The sequence below is a fragment of the Arsukibacterium sp. genome (assembly GCF_033721375.1).
Taxonomy (GTDB): domain Bacteria; phylum Pseudomonadota; class Gammaproteobacteria; order Enterobacterales; family Alteromonadaceae; genus Alishewanella.
Window position 1 is genome coordinate 1 of sequence record NZ_JAWWAP010000002.1, and the last position, 21,430, is coordinate 21,430.

Below are 21,430 nucleotides of genomic sequence, written 5' to 3' on the forward strand. Positions count from 1 at the left end.
CGCAACCGACATTCGTCGATCATTGCCTGGCGTAACGGGGTCATGATGATTCTCCGGTTCTGTTGGGAACATTCCCGGAGTAAGTGTGGTTCAATAATAGGTGGTTGCTAAGGCTCCGCGCAGCGGCTTAGTTCAACGCTTATTCGACGGAAAGATCCGTATTTAAACACGGACTTTTCCATATTTGTAAATTTGATGGCTTGTACATTAACCAGAAACCCTCTTGTCGACAATATCTTATAAAAATTAATTTTTTACACAACAAGACAAATACGGATACATCCGCCTAACAAAGGGAGCTTGACTTTTTCAAAATAGCTGTATACTTAAACAGTGCCTTTTATGAGGGTTATCTTATGCCAGAGTCATCACCTTTTATGCAGTTCATTGCTGAGGAGATGTACACCCGACGCTACGCAAAACGAACCGTAGAAACTTACCTGCATTGGATTAAATTTTTTATCTTGTTTCATAAAAAGCAACACCCCAAAGATTTACAGGAGGTGCATGTAGAGCTGTTTTTAACTCATCTTGCTGTTTCGAGAAATGTTGCGGTGCAAACCCAAGCACTTGCGCTGAATGCGCTAAGTTTTTTGTATAAAGAGATTCTTAAGCGACCGCTGGCGTTAAACCTTAACTTTAATCAGGCAGTTAAACCAAGAAAGTTACCCGTTGTACTCACTAAGCCTGAGGTTAAGCAGCTTTTTACATGCATGGATCCACAATATTTACTCTTGGCGCAGCTGCTGTACGGTAGCGGCTTACGGTTAATGGAGGCTGTCAGGTTAAGGGTTAATGCTATTGCTTTTGACTATTTATCTGTAATGGTGTGGCACGGCAAAGGCGGTAAACATCGCAGAGTAACTTTAGCCCCGGAATTGATTGAGCCGTTGCGCCGGCAAATTAGTCTGGTAAAGGCATTTTATCAGCTGGATATCCGCACAGCCGAATTTGCCGGGGTCTGGTTGCCTTTTGCGTTAGCACGTAAATACCCGGCTGCGCCAAAAGAGTTGGGATGGCAGTATTTGTTTCCTTCCAGCAAACTCAGTATCGATCCTGATGCTAAGGTGTTACGCCGCCACCACCTGGATGAGTCGGGCTTACAAAAAGCCGTGCGCAGTGCTGCCCGTAAAGCTGATATTGCCAAAAATGTTACCTGCCATACCTTACGGCACTCGTTTATAAAATACATCCATGTATTTTACCCTACGGGCCAGCCTGCAGCTGTTCAAATTCATTCCCAATGAATTTGTGCGACCCATTTACTAGAGGCGGGAATGGATATTCGCACGGTACAAGAACAGCTTGGCCACACCGATGTTAAAACTACCCAGATATACACCCATGTACTAAAACAAGGCGCCAGTGGCGTAAAAAGCCCGCTGTCGATGTTGTTGTGATGCTGACATCGCTGATCCAGAACCGTTAACGCATAACTGGTCAGGCTATTGGTCACGACGGATAGACCGGCAGCACCGGCTGGTTTATAAAGTGACTGACCATCAGATTGTTATTGTGCAGTGTCACTATTAGCTTTTGTTATTCTTAACCTGCTGCCACAGTGCTTCCATTTCATCCAGGTTACTTTGCTGCGGGCTTTTGCCCTGGTCGCTCAGGGCTTGTTCTACTGCCCGAAAGCGGCGTTCAAACTTATTATTGGCAGCGCGTAGCACGGCTTCCGGGTCGAGTTTATGTTTACGTACCACATTAACCAGCGCGAACATTAAATCGCCGAGCTCTTCTGCCAGCTCCGGGCTGCCGGCTGCGGTTTGCTCTACTTCCAGGATTTCTTCTTTTACTTTGTCCCAGCAGCCTTCTACTGTCGGCCAGTCGAAACCGACTGTGGCGCAGCGTTTCTGCAGTTTATTGGCGCGGCTAAGTGCCGGCATTGCCTGAGGGATATTATCCAGCACGCTGTGCTGGCCACTGGCTTTGCGCTCGTTGCTTTTCAGCGCTTCCCAGTTTTTAAGCACCGCTTCTGCGTCTTCGCCATCTGCTGTCTGTATATCGCCAAACACATGCGGGTGGCGCCGCTCCAGCTTATCGCAAATAGCGGCGACGCAATCATCAAAGCCAAAGCGGCCTTCTTCTTTGGCCAGCTGGGCATAAAACACCACCTGAAACAGCAAGTCGCCGAGCTCGTCTTTCAGTTCAGCAAAGTCTTCGCGGGCAATGGCATCGGCCACTTCATAGGCTTCTTCCAGCGTGTACGGCACGATAGTGGCGTAGCTTTGCTTTAAATCCCATGGGCAGCCGGTTTCTGGGTCGCGTAACCGGCTCATAATCGTTAAAAGGCGCTGAATATTATCTGCCACACTGCTCTCTTTTTAGTTGTACTGACGACGGTATCACTGGAATGCTAAAACATGCTAATGATGAAACCGCTTTGCTTCGATGACTTCGTCAATCTGGCTGACTTTACTTAATAACTTATTAAGCGAGTCGAGGTTATACAGTTCCAGCGTCATATTAATCACTGCAGTTTGCTCTTTAATGTCAGAACTGCTGCTCATTTTGGTGACGTTAGCTTTTTCATTGGCCAGAATACTGGTGATATCGCGCAGCAGGCCATTGCGATCGTGGGCAACGATGCGGATATCCACTTCATAACCCGAAGCATATTTATCACCCCAGGTCGCATCGACCACCCGCTGGGGATTGCTGTCCTGCAGGGTTTTAAACTGGTCGCAGTCATCGCGGTGGATGGCGATGCCGCGGCCCTGGGTAATGTAGCCAATAATGGCATCGCCCGGCAGCGGCTGACAACAGCCAGCCATATGCGTCAGTAAATTACCGACGCCCTGCACCACCACATCGCTTTTGCTTTTGACAGCCGGCAGCGGTTTGGTTTTAAGCCTGGGGTCAATTTCCGGCTGCTCCAGCTTGCCGCTCTGGCTCTGAATAAAATGCACCACCTGGGTGACTTTAATTTCACCACCACCAATGCCGACTAACAGCTCATCCATTGAATTGACATTAAAGCGGCTGAGTACCTTGGCCGGATACTCCATGACCAGATTAAGCCGGGTCAGTTCCGTATCGAGCAGTTCTTTGCCGGCAGCCAGATTTTTATCACGGTCCTGTAGCCGGAACCAGTACTGGACTTTAGAGCGGGCGCGGCTTGATTTTAAATAACCTAAATTCGGGTTTAACCAGTCGCGGCTGGGGTTAGGTTCGCGCCCGGTTAAAATTTCCACCTGATCGCCGGTTTTCAGCTGATAGGTAAACGGCACAATGCGGCCGGAAATTTTGGCGCCAATGCAGCGATGGCCAACGTTTGAATGCACATAGTAGGCAAAATCAAGCGGGGTTGAGCCAATAGGCAAGTCGACAATGTCGCCTTTGGGGGTAAACACATACACCCGGTCTTCAATAACCTGAGTACGCAGCTCTTCGGCTAAGTCGGTACCGGCCAGATCGGTGCCATCAACCACATCTTCCTGCCATTGCAGTAATTTGCGCAGCCAGCCGATTTTCTCATCATTGGCTACCACTTTATTGCCGCCCACCGCGCCCTCTTTATAACGCCAGTGTGCGGCGACACCTAATTCAGCGTCTTCATGCATTTGCCGGGTGCGAATTTGGATTTCGACGGCCCGGCCCTGCGGCCCCAGCACTACAGTATGAATAGACTGATAGCCATTTTGCTTTGGCGTGGCGATATAATCATCGAATTCTTTGGGTAGATGACGCCAGCCGGTATGGACGATACCCAGCGCGCCATAACAGTCCTGCACCCGCTCAGTAACAATCCGCACCGCCCGGATATCAAACAGCTGATCAAAGCTCAGGTGTTTTTTCTGCATTTTTTTCCAGATACTGAAAATATGCTTTGGCCGGCCATATACTTCTACATCAAGGGTGGCATCCTGCATTTTCTGACGCACAGCAGCGACAAAATCCTGCATATACTGTTCGCGGTCCAGCCGTTTTTCTTCCAGCAGGCTGGCCACTTGTTTGTATACGCCAGGGTGCAGATAGCGAAAGGCTAAGTCTTCCAGCTCCCATTTCAGCTGACCAATACCCAGCCGGTTAGCCAGTGGCGCAAAAATCGCGTTGGTTTCTTTGGCCGCCAGCACCCGGGTTTCTTCGTCAGCGTCTTTTACTTCGCGCAGGTAACAGATTTGTGCCGCCAGTTTCAGCACCACCGCCCGCACATCCTCTACCATTGCCAGCAGCATTTTGCGCAAATTGTCGGCTTGCTGCGGGTTTACACTTTGATTTGCCCCGGTAGGTATGGTGCGGATCGCGTCCATCTGTTGTACCGAATGCAGCAAGCCCACCACGGTGGCGGTAAATTCTGCAGCCAGCTTGTCTTCAGTGAGCAAATGGGCATCAAAGGCCGGAAATAACAAGGCCGCCAGCAGCGAGTCGTGGTCCATTTTCAGATCAGCCAGAATTTCAACCATTTCCCAGCCGGTTCTGATCTGAGTGACATCGTCATCCAGGCCCTGTTGCTTTAACCATACGTCACAGTTGAGTAAGGCGTTGATTTTCTTTTCAGTCAATCCCAGCGAACACAGCCATTCCAGCGTATCGCCGCCATGATAGCCACTACTGTGCGATTGACGAACCCTGACCATGACAACTCCTTATTTTTTAGCTGGCAAACTAAATAACGCCATCAGCTCCAGATGGCTGGTATGCGGAAACATATCGACACCCGCCAGCTTGTGTAACTGATAGCCCTGCTCCAGCAATACTTTGGCATCGCGGGCAAAGGTAGCCGCGTTGCACGACACGTACAATATCTGTGCCGCTTTAAGCGTGGCCACCTGCTCTATGGCGCCCTGCGCACCGGCCCGGGCCGGATCCAGTACCACTTTAGTGTAATGCTGCTGGCGCCATGGTGCAGCGGGCCAGGGTAAATGTAAATCGGCCCGGGCAAAGCTGGCATTGCTAAGACCATTAAGTTCAGCATTGGTTGCTGCCTGTTGCACCATTTTGGCCACGCCCTCTATCCCCTGCACTGTTTTGGCGTATCTGGCCAGTGCCAGGCTGAAATTGCCGATACCGGCATATAAATCCAGAATAGTATCGTCGGCATTAACCTGCAGCCATGCCAGTGCCTGACTGACCATCTGCTGGTTAACTGCTTCATTTACTTGAATAAAGTCGCCCGGCTGAAACTGCAGTTTAATATCCTGCTCTGTCAGGGTATAGGCCGGAACCGGGGTAGCGGCCTGCCAGGCTTGCAGCTGTTCAGTACCGTCGTCCCCCAAAAAATACGCCTGGGGCCAGCTGTCAATAAACGCCTGCTGCTGGGCGGCGGTTAACGGTTTAACATGGCGTACCACCACATAGGGCTGCCCGCCGGCAGTAAATAGCTCTAAATGGGTAATTATTGCCGGATCAGGCAACGCCTTGATCGCCGCTGGCAACAAGTTCAGCGCCGGGGTTAACAGCGGGCTTAACATGCTGCATTCATCAATCGCGGTAATGGTTTTACTACCCTCGGCCCGAAAGCCGACACTGAGCCTGCGTGTTTTTTTGTCATACCAGACACCCAACCGCGCTTTGCGCCGGTAATGGGTATCAGCGCCGGTCAGCATCGGCTGCCACGGTAAATTTGTCAGGCCCGTCTGATGCCGGATCAGCTGATCAATGCCCTGCTGCTTTAACCGGCGCTGCTGGTCGTTGTCCAGATACTGCAACTGACAACCACCACACTGGTTAAAATGCGGGCAAAACGGCGTTTGTCGCTCTGCTGCGGGCGTCAGCACCTTAGTAGTCCGGGCTTTCAGAAAACCGGCTTTATCTTCCAGCACCACCGCCTGTACTTTTTCACCTGGCAGCGCGCCGCTGACAAAAGCAATTTTCTGCTTGTAGCGACTAAGACCATTTACCTCATAGTCTGAGTTATCAATATCCAGGGTAACGGTGGATTTAACCAGGCTGGCTTTCGCTTTTGCTTTGTATAGTGTGACCATCTGCGCTCTGTGTTATAGGCAAGTAGAAATTGTTATGTCATTATGGGTGGGCCCGCAACTATTGTATCAAGCTCTGACCCTAATGACGAAAATTGCGTTACGTTACTGGATATTACTTTGCGCCCTGCTGCCGGCAGTGCTGGCCAGTGTTAGTCTGGGCGGCTACTTTACCCATAGTAAGGCAGAAGAGTTACACCGCAATCTGGCAACTCAGGCCAGAAATATAGCAGTGCCACTGGCGATTAGCAGCGAAAAGTTTCTGGCCACTAATAATATTGATGCGATAGAGCAGCTGCTTAATACCAGTCATCGTCTGAACTCGCCCGTCGTCAGCAATATTTTGCTGTTCGATAAAGACGGTCAGATTATTGCCAGCAGTAACCCGCAATACAACGCGGCTATCTATCCGCAGTTTAACCCGGACAACAACGGCGCATCCGGCGAGTTGCTGCCGTTTGACCATAGCCTGCTCAGTTATCAGTCGCTGCGGTTTAACCACAACTCACAGGCACAGGGGCCTTATATTCTGCTGCATTTGCAAAATGAGCAAATTCAGTTGCAACAACAGCGTTATAAGTTGCATGTTGCTATGCTGGTGGCAGCGGCGATTCTGCTATGTATTATTTTAAGTCAGTTGGTGCGGCGGAAAATTCAACCGGTACTGGGCCGGTTGCAATTACAACTGCAGCAGTTACAGGCCGGGAATTACCAGCAGCAACATCATAATATGTCCGGCATTACCGAGCTGGATCAGTTTCAGACCAGCATTAACCAGCTCAGTGGCCAACTTAGCTCACTGGAGCAGGAAATGCAGCAGAATATTGAACAGGTAACCAGCGATTTACAGCTCAGTATGGAGCAACTGGAAGTACAGAATATTCAGCTCGACTTTTCCAGACGCAAAGCCGTGGAAGAAAACCGCCAGAAATCTGAGTTTCTGGCAAAAATGAGTCATGAATTACGAACGCCGTTAAATGGGGTAATAGGCTTTACCCGCCAGTTACTGAAAACTCAGCTCAGTGCCAATCAGCACGACTACCTCAGCACCATTCAGAAATCCGCCAACAGCCTGCTGCATCTGGTCAATGATGTACTGGACTTCTCCAAACTCGAAGAAGGCCGGATGTCAATTAACCCAGAGCCATTTTCGCTGCGCGACCTGTTAAACGACGCGACCGAATTACTGGCCGCCAATGCCTTTGATAAGCACCTTGAGCTGGTGATGATGATTGACAACGGCTGCCCGGACGATTTAATTGCCGACCCTGGCCGGCTTATTCAGGTGCTGATGAATATTGCCGGCAATGCGATTAAGTTTACTGAACATGGCAGCATTGTGATCCGGGTCAGCGCTACCTTATTAAATGAAGATCAGCTTATTTTACACTGCTCGGTTCAGGATACCGGCCGTGGCATCAGTGAAGATAAGCAGCATCAGCTTTTCCAGGGCTTTAGCAGCAGCCAGCCAAACGATCAGCATAGCGGCTCTGGCCTCGGCCTTATGATTTCCCAGCGGCTGGTGCAGGCGATGGGCGGCAATATTGGCTTTGAAAGTAAAGCCGCTGAAGGCTCCACCTTCTGGTTTACCGTGAAATGCCAGCGTCATCATTTGTCGGTGGCCGAGCCACTGCCGATTGACGTGCTGGACGGCAAAACCCTGTTGTACTTTGAACCGCAGCAATACTCACGCGAAGCCACGCTGAGCCTGCTGCACAGCTGGGGGCTGCAGGTTACTGCCTGTGCCACCAAAGGCCAGCTGCAACAGGCGCTGAATCATGGTCAGCAGTACGATATTGGCTTAATAGGCCGGGCTATTGCCATTAATCAGGTTAATCTGATTATCAGCCTGGTGCAGCAAATTAAGCCCAGCTGTCAGTATACTTATTTACTGATTAATACCCTGTCACCCAATTTACGCGAAGCCATGTTGGCCTCGGGTGCCAATGGCTGTTTACCCAAACCTACCCATCAGCGCAAGCTGGCAATAGCGCTGGCTAAACCCTATCTGGACCAGGCAAAAAATCTGCCGCTGCCAATTGTCCAGCCCAAAGCAGCCTTAAAAGTGCTGACGGTTGATGACAATGAGGCCAACCTGAAGCTGATTAATGCCTTACTGACTGAACTGGTAGAGCATCTGGAATCAGCCAGCAATGGCGCAGATGCCTGGCAAAAAGCTACCCAGCATGTGTATGACATAATTTTTATGGATATCAACATGCCGGTAATGGATGGGATCAGTGCCTGCCAGCGGATCCGGCAAAGCTCACTAAATGAACATACCCCAATTATCGCGGTAACAGCCCATGCCGTGGCCGGTGAACGCGCCCGGTTACTGGCGCTTGGTTTTAGCGAGTTTTTAAGTAAACCACTGGATGACAAAATGCTGCATTATACCTTGCAGGAATTTTGCCCGCTGATAGCCCAGACCCATCAGGCCGCTGAAGCAGAGCAGGCGTCAGCGTATCTCAGTGCTGACAGCAACAGCCTGATAGACTGGCAAATGGGATTACAACGGGCCGGTGGCAAGCCGGAGCTGGCGAAGGATATGCTGAAAATGCTGTTGGCCAGCTTGCCGCAAACCCAGCAAATGCTAAGCGCTGCGATCAGCGCCAACGACAGTGACCAATTGTTGCAACTGGTGCACAAGCTGCATGGTGCCTGCTGTTATACCGGTGTGCCGGCGTTAAAAAATCTGGCAGAAACGCTGGAAACCCAGCTGAAAAGCGGCACCAGCCTGCAGCAGCTGGAGCCGGAACTGTTTGAACTGGATGATATTTTAACTGCCCTGGCGCAGCTGGATGAAAACTGGCTGGCCAGCGTTACGCTTCCAGAATAACGGTGGCCATCGCATAGGCCTGCTCATCGCTTAACGACAGCCAGCAATGATTGACCCCTAAACTTGTTGCCAGCTCTTTGGCATAACCGCTGAAACTAAGCGTTGGCCTGCCATGCTGATCATTGCTGATTTCAATATGCTGAAACGACACACCACGGCCAATACCGGTGCCCAGCGCTTTAGCCGCCGCTTCCTTGGCGGCAAAGCGTTTGGCAAAGTAGCGGCTGGCCAGGGAATGGCCGGCAAAATGCTGTTGCTCGGTTGTCGTCAGCACCCGCTTAACCAGCCCCGGCGAGCGCGCCAGGCTTTGCTCTATCCGGCTGATCTCCACAATATCGGTGCCTAAACCAATAATGGCCATTAGCGCCGGGCCTCAGTCATCAGCCGTTTCATTTCGGTTACGGCAGCAGCCAGGCCACTGAAAACAGCCCGGGCGACAATAGCATGGCCGATATTCAGCTCGTACATTTGCGGAATGGCCGCTATCGGCTGCACATTATGATAATGCAGACCATGACCGGCATTTACGGTAATCCCCAGTGACGCCGCATAGGCAGCGGCCTCGGTTATTCTGACAAGCTCTGCCTGCTGCAGCCTGGGATCGGTTGCTTCAGCATAGCGGCCGGTGTGGATCTCAATAAAAGGCGCGCCGGCAGCGGCGGCAGCATCAATCTGGGCTTTGTCAGCGTCAATAAATAACGACACCAGAATATTGTCAGCCGCCAGCTGACTGACCGCATCGGTCAGCCGTGACAGCTGGCCGGCGACATCGAGGCCGCCTTCGGTGGTCAGCTCCTGGCGTTTTTCCGGCACCAGACAGCAAAAATGTGGCTTCAGCTGGCCGGCAATGCCGAGCATCTCGTCGGTGACCGCCATTTCAAAATTAAGCCGGGTACTCAGGCTCTGCCGTAATAAAAAAACATCGCGGTCAATGATATGGCGCCGGTCTTCCCGCAGGTGCACCGTTATGCCATCAGCGCCGGCCTGCTCGGCTACCATTGCCGCATGCAGCGGCTCCGGGTAGCTGGTACCACGGGCCTGGCGCAGCGTTGCCACGTGATCAATATTAACACCAAGATAAATAGGGCTCATAACGGCTCCGGTATCAGATTAAAATTAAAAATACAGGTTAAACTGTGCCGGCTAAACCGGCGTCGAAAACAAAGCCCGGCTTTGCAGAGGCTTATCACCCAGTAACGGTTTTAACAACAGCCGGCTAAGCTGTTTGGCCACCTGTAAGCTGCCGGCTTGCTGCCAGTTTTGCTGACCGATAGCCAGCAGGGCGGCACCGGGCCAACCGCCGGGCGAAATCACAAAACCCTGCTCTGGCAGCCAGTAATACTGTAAATCAGCGTTTAATACGCTGCCACTGGCATCATGCTGCCAGTCGACCGGTAACCCCAGCTCATTGAGCAGTGAAAATTCGAATTCACGTAAACACGGCTCCAGCTGCTCAGGCGTCTGTTGTGCCCGTTCTAATGCCTGCAGGCTTTGCTGGTAATAATTAAATAATTGCTCGGCGGCCATATCATCCGGCCAGAGCCGGCAAATCAGCTCATTGAGATAAAGCGCACTGAATAAGAACTTGCCAGTAAAGCGGCTGGCCGGGGCCAGTTCATCCAGCGTTCTGATGGTTTTTAAGCTACTGCGGCCAGTCAGTGCCACAGTAAATAACTGAAAAGGTTGCATCGCAAACCGCTGTTTGCCCTGACGCTTGCGGATAACAGCTGACACCCTGCCCTGCTCTGGCATCAGCAGTTGCAACAGCAGCTTATCGTCCTGAAACGGCCGGCTATGCAGGATATAGGCTGGACATAGCGGCTGCATCTGGTTACACCTTACTGTTAAAACGGGTTAATCTTCGCCATAGCCCAGGCTGCGCAGCGCTCTTTCATCGTCCGCCCAGCCCGACTTCACCTTGACCCATACCTGTAAAAATACCGGTTGCTCCAGCATTGCCGCCATATCCAGCCGGGCCTCAGTGGCGATGGTTTTAATCCGCTCACCTTTATTACCAATCACCATCCGTTTCTGGCTTTCCCGCTCAACCAGCACTAAGGCGGCAATATGAAAATGTTTTTCTTCCCACTTAAAGCGCTCAATTTCAACGGTGACCGAATAGGGCAGCTCATCACCCAGAAAACGCATCAGCTTTTCCCGGACAATCTCGGCCGCCATAAAACGTTGTGAGCGGTCGGTAATATAATCGTCCGGAAAAAAGAACTCGCATAACGGCAAGTGCCGTTGCACCACTTTTTTAAGTGCCGCCACATTATCGCCGCTCTCTGCCGATAACGGCACCACGTCAACAAAATTAAGCTGACTGCCCAGCCATTGTAAATGCGGCAGTAATTCTGATTTATCTTTGTATAAGTCGACTTTATTAACCACCAGCACCACCGGTTTGCCAGAGGCGATCAGTTTGTTCAGCACCATCTGATCGTCATCATTCCAGCGGGTACCTTCAACGACAAACAGCACCAGCTCAACATCGCTGATTGAACTGCTGGCCGCTTTATTCATCAGCCGATTAATCGCCCGCTTTTCTTCGATATGCAGCCCCGGGGTATCAACATACACGGTTTGATAATTATCAACGGTATCAATGCCGAGGATCCGGTGCCGGGTTGTTTGCGGTTTCTTCGAGGTAATACTGACTTTCTGGCCAACCAGTTTATTCAACAAGGTAGATTTGCCGACATTGGGCCGGCCTACTATGGCCACTAAACCGGCATAAGTGGTTGGAGCCGCAGCAGAGGTTGGCACTGGTTTATCGTTCATTTTTAATCTGTTCCAAAGCCGCATTAGCAGCATCTTGTTCGGCTTTACGCCGTGAACTGCCACTGGCAGTAATAGGCCTGATACCCGGTACGGTGCAGCGCACCGTAAAGGTTTGCTGATGCGCTTCGCCCTCGGTGGCAATCACATCATATACCGGTAAGGGTAGGCGCAGGCCTTGTAAATATTCCTGTAAACGGGTTTTAGAGTCTTTTTGCTCGCCCGGAGCAATTTGCTTTAACCGCTCGCCAAACCAGCTTAGGATCCGTTCACGACAGGCTTCCATGCCACTGTCTAAAAAAATCGCGCCCAGAATGGCTTCCAGCGCATCAGCCAGAATTGATTCGCGCCGGTGCCCCCCACTTTTCAGCTCGCCCGGCCCCAAACGTAAATATTGGGCGATGGCCAGTTCCTGGGCTATTTCGGCCAGGGTTACCCCTTTAACCAGCGCTGAGCGCATTCTGGTTAAATCGCCTTCCCGGGTTTGCGGAAACTGTTCAAACAGGGTCTGGGCAATAATCAGCCCGAGCACTGCATCACCTAAAAACTCCAGCCGCTCATTGTGCCTGCCTTTGCAGCTGCGGTGAGTTAACGCCTGTTCCAGCAAGGCAGGATCGGCAAACTGATAGCCCAGCTTATTCATTAACGGTTTAACCGGTTGTAGCATTAAGGTACCTTACTCAATCTTGCCAAGACGTTCAAAGCGCACACCTACCGGCACCCAACCCGGCAACCAGCTGTCCGGGTCGTCGCTGAATTCAAAACTCATCCAGATAAATACCGCCTTACCTACCAGGTTGTCGGCCGGAACAAAGCCCCAGAACCGGCTGTCGCGGCTGTTATCCCGGTTGTCACCAATAGCAAAATAATGCCCGGCAGGTACCACAAACTCATCTATAGCGGTACCCGGCTGCTGATGATACTCCCGCACCCGCTCCTGGGCGCCCGGCGTCACCAGGATATTATGGCCCTGCTCGCCCAGCGCTTCATGATAACGACGCTGTTGGTAAGGCCCCTGAAAAAACTGGTTATCCGGCACATGAGTCAGGGTAATCCGCTCCAGGGTACCGCAGCCGGTCGTCTGCCCTGCACTGCAGGCTTTTTCGATATAAAGCTGTTTATCCCGGTAAATAATCCGGTCGCCCGGCAGGCCTATAATCCGCTTGATAAAATCAACGGTAGGCTGTTCAGGATACTTAAAGACCGCAACATCACCGCGCTCTGGCAGTTTGTTGTGATACAGGGTTTTGCGCCAGACCGGGTCTTTGACATCGTAAGAAAATTTTTCCACCAGAATAAAGTCACCCACCAGTAAGGTTGGCATCATTGAACCCGACGGGATCTGGAACGGTTCGAATAAAAACGAGCGAAATAAGGTAATAGCGGCAATCACCGGGAATATCGACTTTGCCGTTTCCACTACCGCCGGTTCTTTCAATAAGGTATCACTGGTTTCAGCGGTAAGCTGATTGCCGGCACCACTTTGTGCCAGCACCAGGCGTTCACGGCGTTTAGGTGCCAGCAGCAGTGCGTCCAGCAGCCAGATAAGGCCACTGGCTAATGTCAGTATCACTAAAAATATTGCAAAATAACCGGCCATGCGTTTCCCTTATGCTTACCTGTATTTACTTGCCAACTTTCAGAATGGCCAGGAAGGCCTCCTGCGGAACTTCAACATTACCTACCTGCTTCATCCGCTTTTTACCTTCTTTCTGCTTTTGCAGCAGTTTTTTCTTGCGGCTGACGTCACCACCGTAACATTTCGCCAATACGTTCTTGCGCATTTGCTTAATGGTGGTCCGGGCAATAACATGGTTACCAATTGCCGCCTGAATGGCGATATCGAACATCTGGCGTGGGATCAGCTCTTTCAGCTTTTCGGCCAGCTGCCGGCCCCGGCCCTGGGCAAAATCGATATGACTGATAATGGCCAGCGCATCAACCCGCTCGCCGTTAATCAGAATATCAACCCGTTGCATGTTTGAGGTCTGAAACCGTTTAAACGCATAATCCAGCGAGGCGTAACCGCGGCTGGTTGATTTTAACCGGTCGAAAAAGTCCATTACCACTTCAGCCATTGGCAGCTCGTAAGTTACTGCCACCTGCCGGCCATGGTACAGCATATTGGTCTGGGTACCGCGCTTCTCAATACACAGGGTAATCACGTTACCGAGGTATTCCTGTGGTACCAGAATATGTGCTTCGACTATTGGCTCACGAATTTCAGCTATGTCGTTAACCGCCGGCAAATCGCTGGGATTGTCGACCATCACCTTTTCGCCGTCTTTTTTGATCACTTCGTAAACCACAGTCGGCGCAGTGGTGATCAAATCTAAATCGTATTCCCGCTCCAGCCGTTCCTGAATAATTTCCATGTGTAACATGCCAAGGAAACCAATCCGGAAACCAAAACCCAGCGCGCCGGAATTTTCCGGTTCATAAAACAATGAAGAGTCATTCAGGCTAAGCTTAGCCAGCGCATCGCGGAAATCTTCATAGTCATCACTGGATACCGGGAATACCCCGGCATAAACCTGTGGTTTAATCCGCTTAAAGCCGGGCAACGGTTTTTCAGCACTGTTTTTGGCCAGGGTCAGGGTATCACCCACCGGTGCACCTTTAATTTCTTTAATGCCGGCAATCACAAAACCCACTTCACCGGTTTTCAGCTCGCCGGTATGGGTGGCTTTAGGGCTGAAAATCCCCACTTTATCCACTTCGTATACCTGGCCGGTCGACATCACTTTAATTTTGTCTTTGGTTTTAATAGCACCATGCTTTACCCGGACCAGTGACACCACGCCCTGGTAAGCGTCAAACCAGGAGTCGATAATCAGGGCCTGAGTGGGCAAGTCGGCTTCACCTTCCGGTGGCGGTATTTTTTTAACGATGGTTTCAAGCACATCTTTAATACCAAAGCCGGTTTTAGCAGAGCATTGCACCGCGCCGAGCGCTTCGATACCGATAATATCTTCAATTTCCTCGGCTACCCGCTCCGGCTCAGCCTGCGGTAAATCGATTTTGTTCAGAACCGGAATCACCTCCAGGTTCATATCCAGCGCGGTATAACAGTTCGCCACGGTCTGCGCTTCAACGCCCTGACCCGCATCAACTACCAGCAAGGCGCCCTCACAGGCGGCCAGTGAACGGCTGACTTCATAGGTAAAGTCAACGTGGCCAGGGGTATCGATAAAATTCAGCTGGTAAGTATTACCATCATCCGCGGTGTAATTGAGCGTCACGCTTTGTGCTTTAATGGTAATGCCGCGCTCACGCTCCAGATCCATTGAATCCAGTACCTGCTGCTGCATTTCCCGATCAGCCAGGCCGCCGCAATACTGAATAAGCCGGTCAGACAAGGTAGATTTACCATGGTCAATATGGGCGATGACGGAGAAATTTCTGATGTTATTAAGTTTTGCCATGTTATCCGCAAATGTCCGAAATATACTGAGGGTACTGACAATAAGCTCAGACGCACCGGTTAACGGTGCGGCTATTGTGAGACCGGTGCTGTAAAAAAATTAGCGGGAATTGTACTCTATCCGCGGGCAGCTTGCTATGTGTTCTTAGACAATGGTGTTCTTAGACAATGGTGTTCTTAGCCAATGCGGTTGTTCGACAATGCCTCAGCTAAGGTGTTGTACTTTAATCTCTGGCAACACGGCCAGAATGCTCAGGGGCTGCTGAGCCGTTATGCCAGCGCCATAGTAGCGGGCGAGTAACAAACCACTGCCGGCGCCCACCGCAGCGGCCAGCATCACCCAGCCTTCTGCAGGTTGCCAGTTCAGATGAACCAGTAAGGCACTCGCCATCATCAATAACAGTGGCAGCAGATACACCAGTAAGGCGGCATTGACCAGTTGCTGGCCGGCCATGGCAACCGTTACCTGCTCGCCGGGCAACAGCGACAGTTCAGTACTGACAAAGAAGCGATTCTGGCGGGGTGTCATGGTTTTGGCGACGATGCCGGTACCACAGTCATCACTGGCATGACAGGCATTGCATGTTGTTACCGGCGTAGTTGCCAGCCAGACTCCGTCTGGTTCTACTGCAACCACTGTCGCTATCTGCTCAATCATCTTGCTGTTACCTGCAACTTATTTTAGCTGCTAGCGCACTGCTGCAGCCAGCCGTTCGGCGATATCAATACTGACCGGGCCAATAACCGTAATGTCATGCTGCGGTGCGCTTAACATATAGATGGTGGTTGCACCATCACGATAAGCCTGGGTTGGCATCCGCTGACTGGGCTGCACAAACACCGAAACCTGATGCAGGCCATCTGTCAGCAGCCAGTAGTTTAACAGGCTTTGCTGCAATTGCGGCACGATATGTGGCTCCGTAACCAGCTGATACCCCTCAGGCAACCAGGTGAGCTGCAACTTATTCGCCGGTAACATAGCACCGGGGGAGCGGGCAGCCGGTTCAGGTAATTCCGTCTCCAGCAGGCGCTGCAGATTTTCAGGCAGTTCAGGACTGATTTGCATATGGGTCACTAACCAGCGCTCGAGCGGTGCCTGTTGCTCAGACATCACGTCAATCCGTAGCGGAAATCCTGATTCAGCTTCCACCCACAGCCAGTAGCTGTGGCGCGCCGGATCATTGGCACTCAGCCGCAGCAGCTGTGCTTTATGTCCCGACATGACCGAGCTACTGCCCAGCACGGCCGTATAAAGATTCCGAATTTGCTCTTTGTCACGAAACAGGATAGCAGGAAGTTCTTTGATGCTGTCACTGGTGGTTACCAGGGCAGGACGGTCGGTTAAAAAATAATAGACGACGCCGTCACGGCGCAAAATATCAACGCCTTCGGCATCAAGCGGCACCAGATGCTCTATTTCTTTATCGCCCTGGCGGCCATGTTGCCAGCGAAAGGTTTCCACCTGGCCACCTTTGAAAACGACGAATGAGCTGTCGAAATTGTACTGCTTTACACTTAACTGCACCCGGTCAAACAAGGCCCAGCCGGCCTCATTGGCCTGCAGCAAGCTGCTGCACAACAACATCAGGGTGCAACACAGACTTACTACTTTGTTCATATTACTGCTCGTTGTCTTGCTCAGTTTTAGCCTGTTGCTGCTCCATTACCCGAACCTGCTGCCGGTGTGCCTGCAATAAAGCCTGCAGTCTGCGCTGCTGCTCCTGCATAGCTTGTTGTTCCTGCTCGGCAAAACGGCTGTCAGCGGTGCTGGAACTTAAACTGACCGGCGTGGCAAAGCCACCTATCGGGTTTGTTTGCAGCACCGGACTTGGCAGCATTAAATCCTGGCCAGCCGGCTGCTGGTATTGTTGTACACCCAGTACAGCAAACAATGCTACGGACGCTGCTACCGCACCCTGCGCTACAGGTTTCAGCCAGCTGCCATTGGCCGCATAGCGGATACCCGCGCTGACTTTCTGCACTAAACTGCGGCTTTGTGTCAGCTGGTAGGTTGGCTCATCCTGCAGCAATGCAGCAATATCTGCACTGAAATCTGCCGGTAGCGGCACCGTGTTCTCACGCCGGAAAACAGCCGCAGCTAATTGATACCGTTCCAGCTTCTGCTGTAACTCAGGTTGCTGCAACAAAAGATCAAGCTCAGAGTCACTGATTTGTCTGTTGTCACTGGCCGCTGAGAGCCATTCCTGTTTTTCTGACGACATAATTTTTCCTGTCTGCTTGCTGTTCATTATCCGATTTAGCCTATCAATGGTTTTAGCTGAAGATCTATCGCTTCACGTGCCCGGAAAATCCTGCTGCGGACTGTGCCGATTGGACACGCCATCACTTCTGCTATTTCTTCGTAACTTAACCCTTCAAGCTCTCTGAGCGTAATTGCGGTGCGAAGTTCATCTGGTAATTTATCTATAGTGTTAAATACCACAGCACGAATTTCTTCCGACAATAACAACCGCTCTGGCGAATCCTGTTCTTTTAAAGCATCGCTGCCCTCAAAATATTCTGCATCTTCAGCATCAACATCGGTGGCTGGCGGTTTGCGGCCGCTCGCTACCAGATAATTTTTTGCACTGTTCACGGCAATCCGGTACAGCCAGGTGTAAAATGCACTTTCTCCCCGGAAGCCGGGCATGGCCCGGTACGCTTTAATAAACGCTTCCTGAGCAACGTCTGCCACGTCTCCGTGATTAGAGACATAACGGGAGATTAAGTTCGCAATCCTGTGCTGATATTTTTTTACCAACAGATTAAAAGCAGCTTTATCACCTTGCTGGACTCGCTGGACAATTTGCCAATCTAATTCTTGCTCGCTCATTCTGTGAGCCTGTCCCCTGTAATACTTATATAGGTTGTCGAGTTTATATGGCCCTTGTCTGGCGTTGAGGCTCTGACCATGACCACAATAAATAGTTCTGTTTATTATGACAAAACCGCTACAATAAGCTGATCCAACAGCCCGGCTGTCGGGTAATTGCAGCGGTAACCCCTAGGTTACCCTAACATTAAGGTTCAATTGGGATAAGTGTATCGCATGACACGACAAAATGAATATCATTGTGACGTTTTAATTATCGGCAGCGGCGCTGCTGGCTTATCTCTGGCGTTACAGTTAGCTGATCATGCGAAAGTACTGGTGCTTAGTAAAGGTCCGCTGCGCGAAGGGTCCACCCTGTATGCGCAGGGCGGCATTGCCGCCGTATTTGATGAAAATGACAGTATCGCGTCCCATGTTAACGATACCTTAATAGCCGGTGCAGGTTTATGTGATAAGACCGCCGTGCAATTTACCGCTGAACATGCCAAAGAGGCGATGCAATGGCTTATTGGCCAGGGTGTACCTTTTGATCAGTATCATGACGCCGATGGCAGTCTGAAATACCATCTTACCCGGGAAGGCGGTCATAGTCATCGTCGGATCCTGCACGCAGCCGATGCCACCGGTCAGGCCGTGCAGATAACTCTGGTCGATAAGGTAAAACAGCACCCGAATATTCAGTTGCTGGAAAACTACAACGCCATTGATTTAATTAACGGCAGCAAACTGGGCTTAGACAACAAACGTTGCTACGGCGCTTACGTGTTAAATAAAACCCGCGGCAAAGTTGAAACCATAAAAGCGCATTTTGTGGCACTGGCCACCGGCGGCGCCAGCAAAGTCTATTTGTATACCAGCAATCCGGATGTTGCCAGTGGCGATGGCATTGCCATGGCCTGGCGGGCCGGCTGCCGGGTAGCGAATATGGAATTTAATCAGTTTCACCCGACCAGCCTGTATCACCCGGACGCACCAAACTTTCTGATTTCTGAAGCGATGCGCGGCGAAGGTGCGTATTTATGCCGGCCGGACGGCAGCCGCTTTATGCCTGAATTTGACGAGCGCGCTGAGCTGGCGCCGCGGGATATCGTGGCCCGGGCCATTGACTACGAAATGAAACGCCTCGGTGCCAACTGCCTGTATCTGGATATCAGCCATCAACCGAAAGATTTTATTATTGAGCATTTCCCGACGATATATGCCAAGTGTTTAAGTGTCGGCATCGATATCAGCCGTCAGCCTATCCCGGTAGTACCGGCCGCGCATTACACCTGCGGCGGCGTACTGACCAACCTTAATGGTCAGACTGATCTGGAAAATCTGTATGCGATTGGCGAGGTGGCCTATACCGGCTTGCATGGCGCCAACCGGATGGCCAGCAATTCTTTGCTGGAATGCGTAGTGTTTGCACAGGCTGCGGCAAAACATATTATCAGTCAGCTGTCTGCCAGCGCCGGTTATCCGGAGATTGCAGCGTGGGATGAAAGCCGGGTCAGCGACTCAGACGAAGAAATTGTCATTACCCATAATTGGCATGAGCTGCGGTTATTTATGTGGGATTATGTTGGTATTGTCCGCACTAACAAACGGCTGGAGCGGGCGCTGCACCGGGTTGAACTGTTACAATCAGAAATTCATGATTACTACAGCCACTTCCGGTTAAGCCATAATTTACTGGAACTTCGCAATCTGGCGCAGGTTGCCGAGCTGATTATCCGCTGCGCCATGGCACGCAAAGAAAGCCGCGGATTGCATTATAATCTGGACTACCCGGACTTGCTCAGCAGCAGCACGCCCACGCTATTAACACCCCCCTTTTAGGCCGCCGGCTGCTGCCCGGTAGCCGCTAACTATCAGGCTGAACGCCTGTGCGCTGCCAGTTAAACTGATTAAGCTGACGGGCTAATGCCCGGTAATCAGCAACCGACAGTTGATCGGCCAGCAGCCATTGTAAATGCCTTTTATTGTTGTCGCTTCGCCAGCGCAGCAGCAACGCGAATTCGCTGACCAGACAACCAGCAATAAGCTGACCGGCAGGCTGTTCGCTTTGCCACCAGCGCAACCGGCCGTCGGCCTGTAAGCTCAGCCCCCGGGCCACCGCACCTTGCCTGTACAGCCTTACTCCATACCAATATAAAGCCAGGATGAATGGCGTAGCCAGCCAGAGAGTCAGCGGTTGCAATGGCTGAGCAACTATCAATATAAATAGCATTAGTGCCAGCAACAGCAGGCCATACCGACGCCAGGTTGACGTCACAATAGCAACGTTACACCCGGACACGGTCAAGAATAACGGCTATCAGCGCCTGCAACTGAGGGTCTGCTGATTTGGCATGGCCCATAAACCAGGCAAATAAATCCGGATCATCACATGCCAGCAAGCGCTCAAAATCCTTTTTTTGCGTTAGCGACAAGGCGTCGTAACCTTCTTCGACAAAAGGCGCCAGTAACACATCCAGCTCCAGCATGCCGCGGCGGCACGCCCAGCGCAGACGGGGTTTAATCATTAACTCGGTCATTCAAATTCCTTACTGCCAGCGACATAAATAAAGATAACGGCATTTCAACAATTCTGCCGCTCTGGGGTTGAGCTTTTCACTGCAGCCCCAATGTTACAACTATCTTAGCTTTGGTGATACTTCTGGTGATATAAACAATGCATACATCCTGGTTAACCGCAAACAGTTACGGCAAATTATCTAATCAGGTTCAGGGCGCCTTTATTGCCCCGCTGCCAGCCTTCGATATTGTCAGTGTCAGTGGCGCTGATAACCGCAAGTATTTACAAAGCCAGACTACCTGTGACATTGACCAGCTCAGTGACGATACGTTTTTGCGCGGCGCCCACTGTGATGCTAAGGGCAAAACCTGGTCAGTGTTTCACATGCTTGAACACGGTGACGAGTTGCTGATCGTCGCCTTTCGCGATGAGTTGACTGCGTCTGTTACCCAGTGGCGAAAATTTGGCGTATTTTCTAAAGTCAGCTTTAATACAGCGGATAATAATTTCGCTACGCTCGGCATCGGTGGCCGCGGTGCTGGCGAACTGGTCAGCCGGCTTGGCTTTAAATTGCCAGGCAGCAATGGTAGGCTTAGCCGCCATAATGGCGGGGCACTGTTACAGCTGGCTGATGAGCATTTTATGCTGATCCTGCCCAAAGCTGATGCGATAGCCCTGCTGGACAGCGATTATCCATTGGCCGCACCGACGCTCTGGTTAAAACAGCATATTCTGCATGGCCTCTGTTATCTGGAACAACCGCTGATTGGCGAATTGGTGCCACAAATGCTTAACTTACAGGCGGTGGAAGCCATCAGCTTTACCAAAGGCTGTTATCTTGGGCAAGAGACGGTGGCCCGGATGAAATATCTGGGTCGGAATAAACGCGCGTCCTGGATCCTGCAGGCAGAAACGGATGAAGCGCCAGCTGCAGGGTGCGATATTGAACAACAGTTTAACGAAAACTGGCGCCGGGTGGGCCAGGTTATTAACGCAGTAAATATCAATAACCAACTCTGGTTAATTGCGGTGCTGCCTAATGATATAACACCGGCAGACTCGTTGCGGTTAAAGTCCGACAGTGCACCGGCACTGCAGTTACTGCCGTTACCCTATCCTTTAAGTTAAA

The 21,430-nt window shown here is 51.2% G+C and carries 20 protein-coding genes and 1 pseudogene; 5 read left to right on the top strand and 16 right to left on the bottom strand.

Going from position 1 to position 21,430, the window contains the following annotated elements:
• The first annotated feature begins 377 nt into the window (after positions 1–377).
• Positions 378–1,400, top strand: a pseudogene (locus R3187_RS03100) (integron integrase).
• A 7-nt stretch (positions 1,401–1,407) separates the two neighbouring features.
• On the top strand, positions 1,408–1,533 hold the full coding sequence (locus R3187_RS03105; RefSeq protein ID WP_413229013.1) for a Txe/YoeB family addiction module toxin: 126 nt from the start codon (positions 1,408–1,410) through the stop codon (positions 1,531–1,533).
• Here R3187_RS03105 and mazG read toward each other — a convergent pair.
• From mazG to rlmD, 3 genes are read right to left on the bottom strand one after another with little or no spacing between them, the layout of a single operon-like run.
• Positions 1,530–2,315: a nucleoside triphosphate pyrophosphohydrolase gene (gene mazG, locus R3187_RS03110; RefSeq protein ID WP_318965246.1), complete on the bottom strand. Its 786-nt coding sequence runs from the start codon at positions 2,313–2,315 to the stop codon at positions 1,530–1,532. The two genes, R3187_RS03105 and mazG, sit on opposite strands and share 4 nt — an antisense overlap.
• 54 nt (positions 2,316–2,369) lie before the next feature.
• Positions 2,370–4,583: a GTP diphosphokinase gene (relA, locus tag R3187_RS03115; RefSeq protein ID WP_318965247.1), complete on the bottom strand. Its 2,214-nt coding sequence runs from the start codon at positions 4,581–4,583 to the stop codon at positions 2,370–2,372.
• 9 nt (positions 4,584–4,592) lie between these two features.
• Positions 4,593–5,930 (bottom strand): 23S rRNA (uracil(1939)-C(5))-methyltransferase RlmD, encoded by a 1,338-nt coding sequence (gene rlmD / locus R3187_RS03120; protein ID WP_318965248.1) that lies wholly within the window; start codon positions 5,928–5,930, stop codon positions 4,593–4,595.
• Between the two features lie 34 nt (positions 5,931–5,964).
• Between rlmD and barA the strand changes: the two genes are divergently transcribed.
• Positions 5,965–8,766 carry a two-component sensor histidine kinase BarA gene (barA, locus tag R3187_RS03125; protein ID WP_318965249.1) on the top strand — a complete coding sequence of 934 codons (2,802 nt, stop codon included), beginning with the start codon at positions 5,965–5,967 and terminating at the stop codon, positions 8,764–8,766.
• Here barA and acpS read toward each other — a convergent pair.
• The 11 genes from acpS to rpoE all read right to left on the bottom strand — a co-directional run bounded on the left by acpS (position 8,750) and on the right by rpoE (position 17,801).
• Positions 8,750–9,127 carry a holo-ACP synthase gene (gene acpS, locus R3187_RS03130; protein ID WP_318965250.1) on the bottom strand — a complete coding sequence of 126 codons (378 nt, stop codon included), beginning with the start codon at positions 9,125–9,127 and terminating at the stop codon, positions 8,750–8,752. The two genes, barA and acpS, sit on opposite strands and share 17 nt — an antisense overlap.
• The gene (gene pdxJ / locus R3187_RS03135) at positions 9,127–9,858 is read right to left on the bottom strand and encodes a pyridoxine 5'-phosphate synthase (RefSeq protein ID WP_318965251.1); all 732 of its coding nucleotides are present in this window, start codon (positions 9,856–9,858) and stop codon (positions 9,127–9,129) included. Before pdxJ ends, acpS begins: the two co-directional genes overlap by 1 nt.
• Before the next feature lie 51 nt (positions 9,859–9,909).
• A complete protein-coding gene (gene recO, locus R3187_RS03140; protein WP_318965252.1) occupies positions 9,910–10,593 on the bottom strand; it encodes a DNA repair protein RecO in 684 nt (227 codons plus the stop codon).
• Between the two features lie 27 nt (positions 10,594–10,620).
• Positions 10,621–11,547 (bottom strand): GTPase Era, encoded by a 927-nt coding sequence (gene era / locus R3187_RS03145; RefSeq protein ID WP_318965253.1) that lies wholly within the window; start codon positions 11,545–11,547, stop codon positions 10,621–10,623.
• Positions 11,537–12,211, bottom strand: coding sequence for a ribonuclease III (gene rnc, locus R3187_RS03150; protein ID WP_318965254.1), 675 nt, complete (start codon positions 12,209–12,211; stop codon positions 11,537–11,539). The genes era and rnc overlap by 11 nt, the downstream gene beginning before the upstream one ends.
• A 9-nt stretch (positions 12,212–12,220) precedes the next feature.
• Positions 12,221–13,144: a signal peptidase I gene (lepB, locus tag R3187_RS03155; protein ID WP_318965255.1), complete on the bottom strand. Its 924-nt coding sequence runs from the start codon at positions 13,142–13,144 to the stop codon at positions 12,221–12,223.
• Between the two features lie 25 nt (positions 13,145–13,169).
• Positions 13,170–14,969, bottom strand: a complete 1,800-nt coding sequence (gene lepA, locus R3187_RS03160) for a translation elongation factor 4 (protein ID WP_318965256.1) — start codon at positions 14,967–14,969, stop codon at positions 13,170–13,172.
• A gap of 204 nt (positions 14,970–15,173) precedes the next feature.
• The gene (locus R3187_RS03165; RefSeq protein ID WP_318965257.1) at positions 15,174–15,626 is read right to left on the bottom strand and encodes a SoxR reducing system RseC family protein; all 453 of its coding nucleotides are present in this window, start codon (positions 15,624–15,626) and stop codon (positions 15,174–15,176) included.
• Between the two features lie 30 nt (positions 15,627–15,656).
• The gene (locus R3187_RS03170; RefSeq protein WP_318965258.1) at positions 15,657–16,586 is read right to left on the bottom strand and encodes a MucB/RseB C-terminal domain-containing protein; all 930 of its coding nucleotides are present in this window, start codon (positions 16,584–16,586) and stop codon (positions 15,657–15,659) included.
• A 1-nt stretch (position 16,587) separates the two neighbouring features.
• On the bottom strand, positions 16,588–17,190 hold the full coding sequence (locus R3187_RS03175) for a sigma-E factor negative regulatory protein (RefSeq protein ID WP_318965259.1): 603 nt from the start codon (positions 17,188–17,190) through the stop codon (positions 16,588–16,590).
• A 35-nt stretch (positions 17,191–17,225) separates the two neighbouring features.
• Positions 17,226–17,801 carry an RNA polymerase sigma factor RpoE gene (gene rpoE / locus R3187_RS03180; RefSeq protein WP_318965260.1) on the bottom strand — a complete coding sequence of 192 codons (576 nt, stop codon included), beginning with the start codon at positions 17,799–17,801 and terminating at the stop codon, positions 17,226–17,228.
• Positions 17,802–18,017: 216 nt separating this feature from the next.
• Here rpoE and nadB point away from each other — a divergent pair, with 216 nt between their 5' ends.
• Complete coding sequence (gene nadB / locus R3187_RS03185; protein WP_318965261.1) at positions 18,018–19,622, top strand: L-aspartate oxidase; 1,605 nt, start codon at positions 18,018–18,020, stop codon at positions 19,620–19,622.
• 25 nt (positions 19,623–19,647) lie between these two features.
• Here the strand turns inward: nadB and R3187_RS03190 are convergent, their stop codons facing one another.
• Positions 19,648–20,058: a protein YgfX gene (locus R3187_RS03190; RefSeq protein ID WP_318965262.1), complete on the bottom strand. Its 411-nt coding sequence runs from the start codon at positions 20,056–20,058 to the stop codon at positions 19,648–19,650.
• Between the two features lie 10 nt (positions 20,059–20,068).
• Entirely contained in the window at positions 20,069–20,320 is a 252-nt protein-coding gene (locus tag R3187_RS03195; RefSeq protein WP_318965263.1) for a succinate dehydrogenase assembly factor 2, read from the bottom strand.
• 137 nt (positions 20,321–20,457) lie between these two features.
• Here R3187_RS03195 and ygfZ point away from each other — a divergent pair, with 137 nt between their 5' ends.
• Complete coding sequence (gene ygfZ / locus R3187_RS03200) at positions 20,458–21,429, top strand: tRNA-modifying protein YgfZ (RefSeq protein WP_318965264.1); 972 nt, start codon at positions 20,458–20,460, stop codon at positions 21,427–21,429.
• Position 21,430: the final 1 nt, after the last annotated feature.

Bases quoted from the DNA above. Each gene is read 5' to 3' on its own strand.
- relA (WP_318965247.1), bottom strand. From the start codon at position 4,583: ATGGTCAGGGTTCGTCAATCGCACAGTAGTGGCTATCATGGCGGCGAT.
- rlmD (WP_318965248.1), bottom strand. From the start codon at position 5,930: ATGGTCACACTATACAAAGCAAAAGCGAAAGCCAGCCTGGTTAAATCC.
- barA (WP_318965249.1), top strand. From the start codon at position 5,965: ATGTCATTATGGGTGGGCCCGCAACTATTGTATCAAGCTCTGACCCTA.
- acpS (WP_318965250.1), bottom strand. From the start codon at position 9,127: ATGGCCATTATTGGTTTAGGCACCGATATTGTGGAGATCAGCCGGATA.
- pdxJ (WP_318965251.1), bottom strand. From the start codon at position 9,858: ATGAGCCCTATTTATCTTGGTGTTAATATTGATCACGTGGCAACGCTG.
- recO (WP_318965252.1), bottom strand. From the start codon at position 10,593: ATGCAGCCGCTATGTCCAGCCTATATCCTGCATAGCCGGCCGTTTCAG.
- era (WP_318965253.1), bottom strand. From the start codon at position 11,547: ATGAACGATAAACCAGTGCCAACCTCTGCTGCGGCTCCAACCACTTAT.
- rnc (WP_318965254.1), bottom strand. From the start codon at position 12,211: ATGCTACAACCGGTTAAACCGTTAATGAATAAGCTGGGCTATCAGTTT.
- lepB (WP_318965255.1), bottom strand. From the start codon at position 13,144: ATGGCCGGTTATTTTGCAATATTTTTAGTGATACTGACATTAGCCAGT.
- lepA (WP_318965256.1), bottom strand. From the start codon at position 14,969: ATGGCAAAACTTAATAACATCAGAAATTTCTCCGTCATCGCCCATATT.
- R3187_RS03165 (WP_318965257.1), bottom strand. From the start codon at position 15,626: ATGATTGAGCAGATAGCGACAGTGGTTGCAGTAGAACCAGACGGAGTC.
- R3187_RS03170 (WP_318965258.1), bottom strand. From the start codon at position 16,586: ATGAACAAAGTAGTAAGTCTGTGTTGCACCCTGATGTTGTTGTGCAGC.
- R3187_RS03175 (WP_318965259.1), bottom strand. From the start codon at position 17,190: ATGTCGTCAGAAAAACAGGAATGGCTCTCAGCGGCCAGTGACAACAGA.
- rpoE (WP_318965260.1), bottom strand. From the start codon at position 17,801: ATGAGCGAGCAAGAATTAGATTGGCAAATTGTCCAGCGAGTCCAGCAA.
- nadB (WP_318965261.1), top strand. From the start codon at position 18,018: ATGACACGACAAAATGAATATCATTGTGACGTTTTAATTATCGGCAGC.
- R3187_RS03195 (WP_318965263.1), bottom strand. From the start codon at position 20,320: ATGACCGAGTTAATGATTAAACCCCGTCTGCGCTGGGCGTGCCGCCGC.
- ygfZ (WP_318965264.1), top strand. From the start codon at position 20,458: ATGCATACATCCTGGTTAACCGCAAACAGTTACGGCAAATTATCTAAT.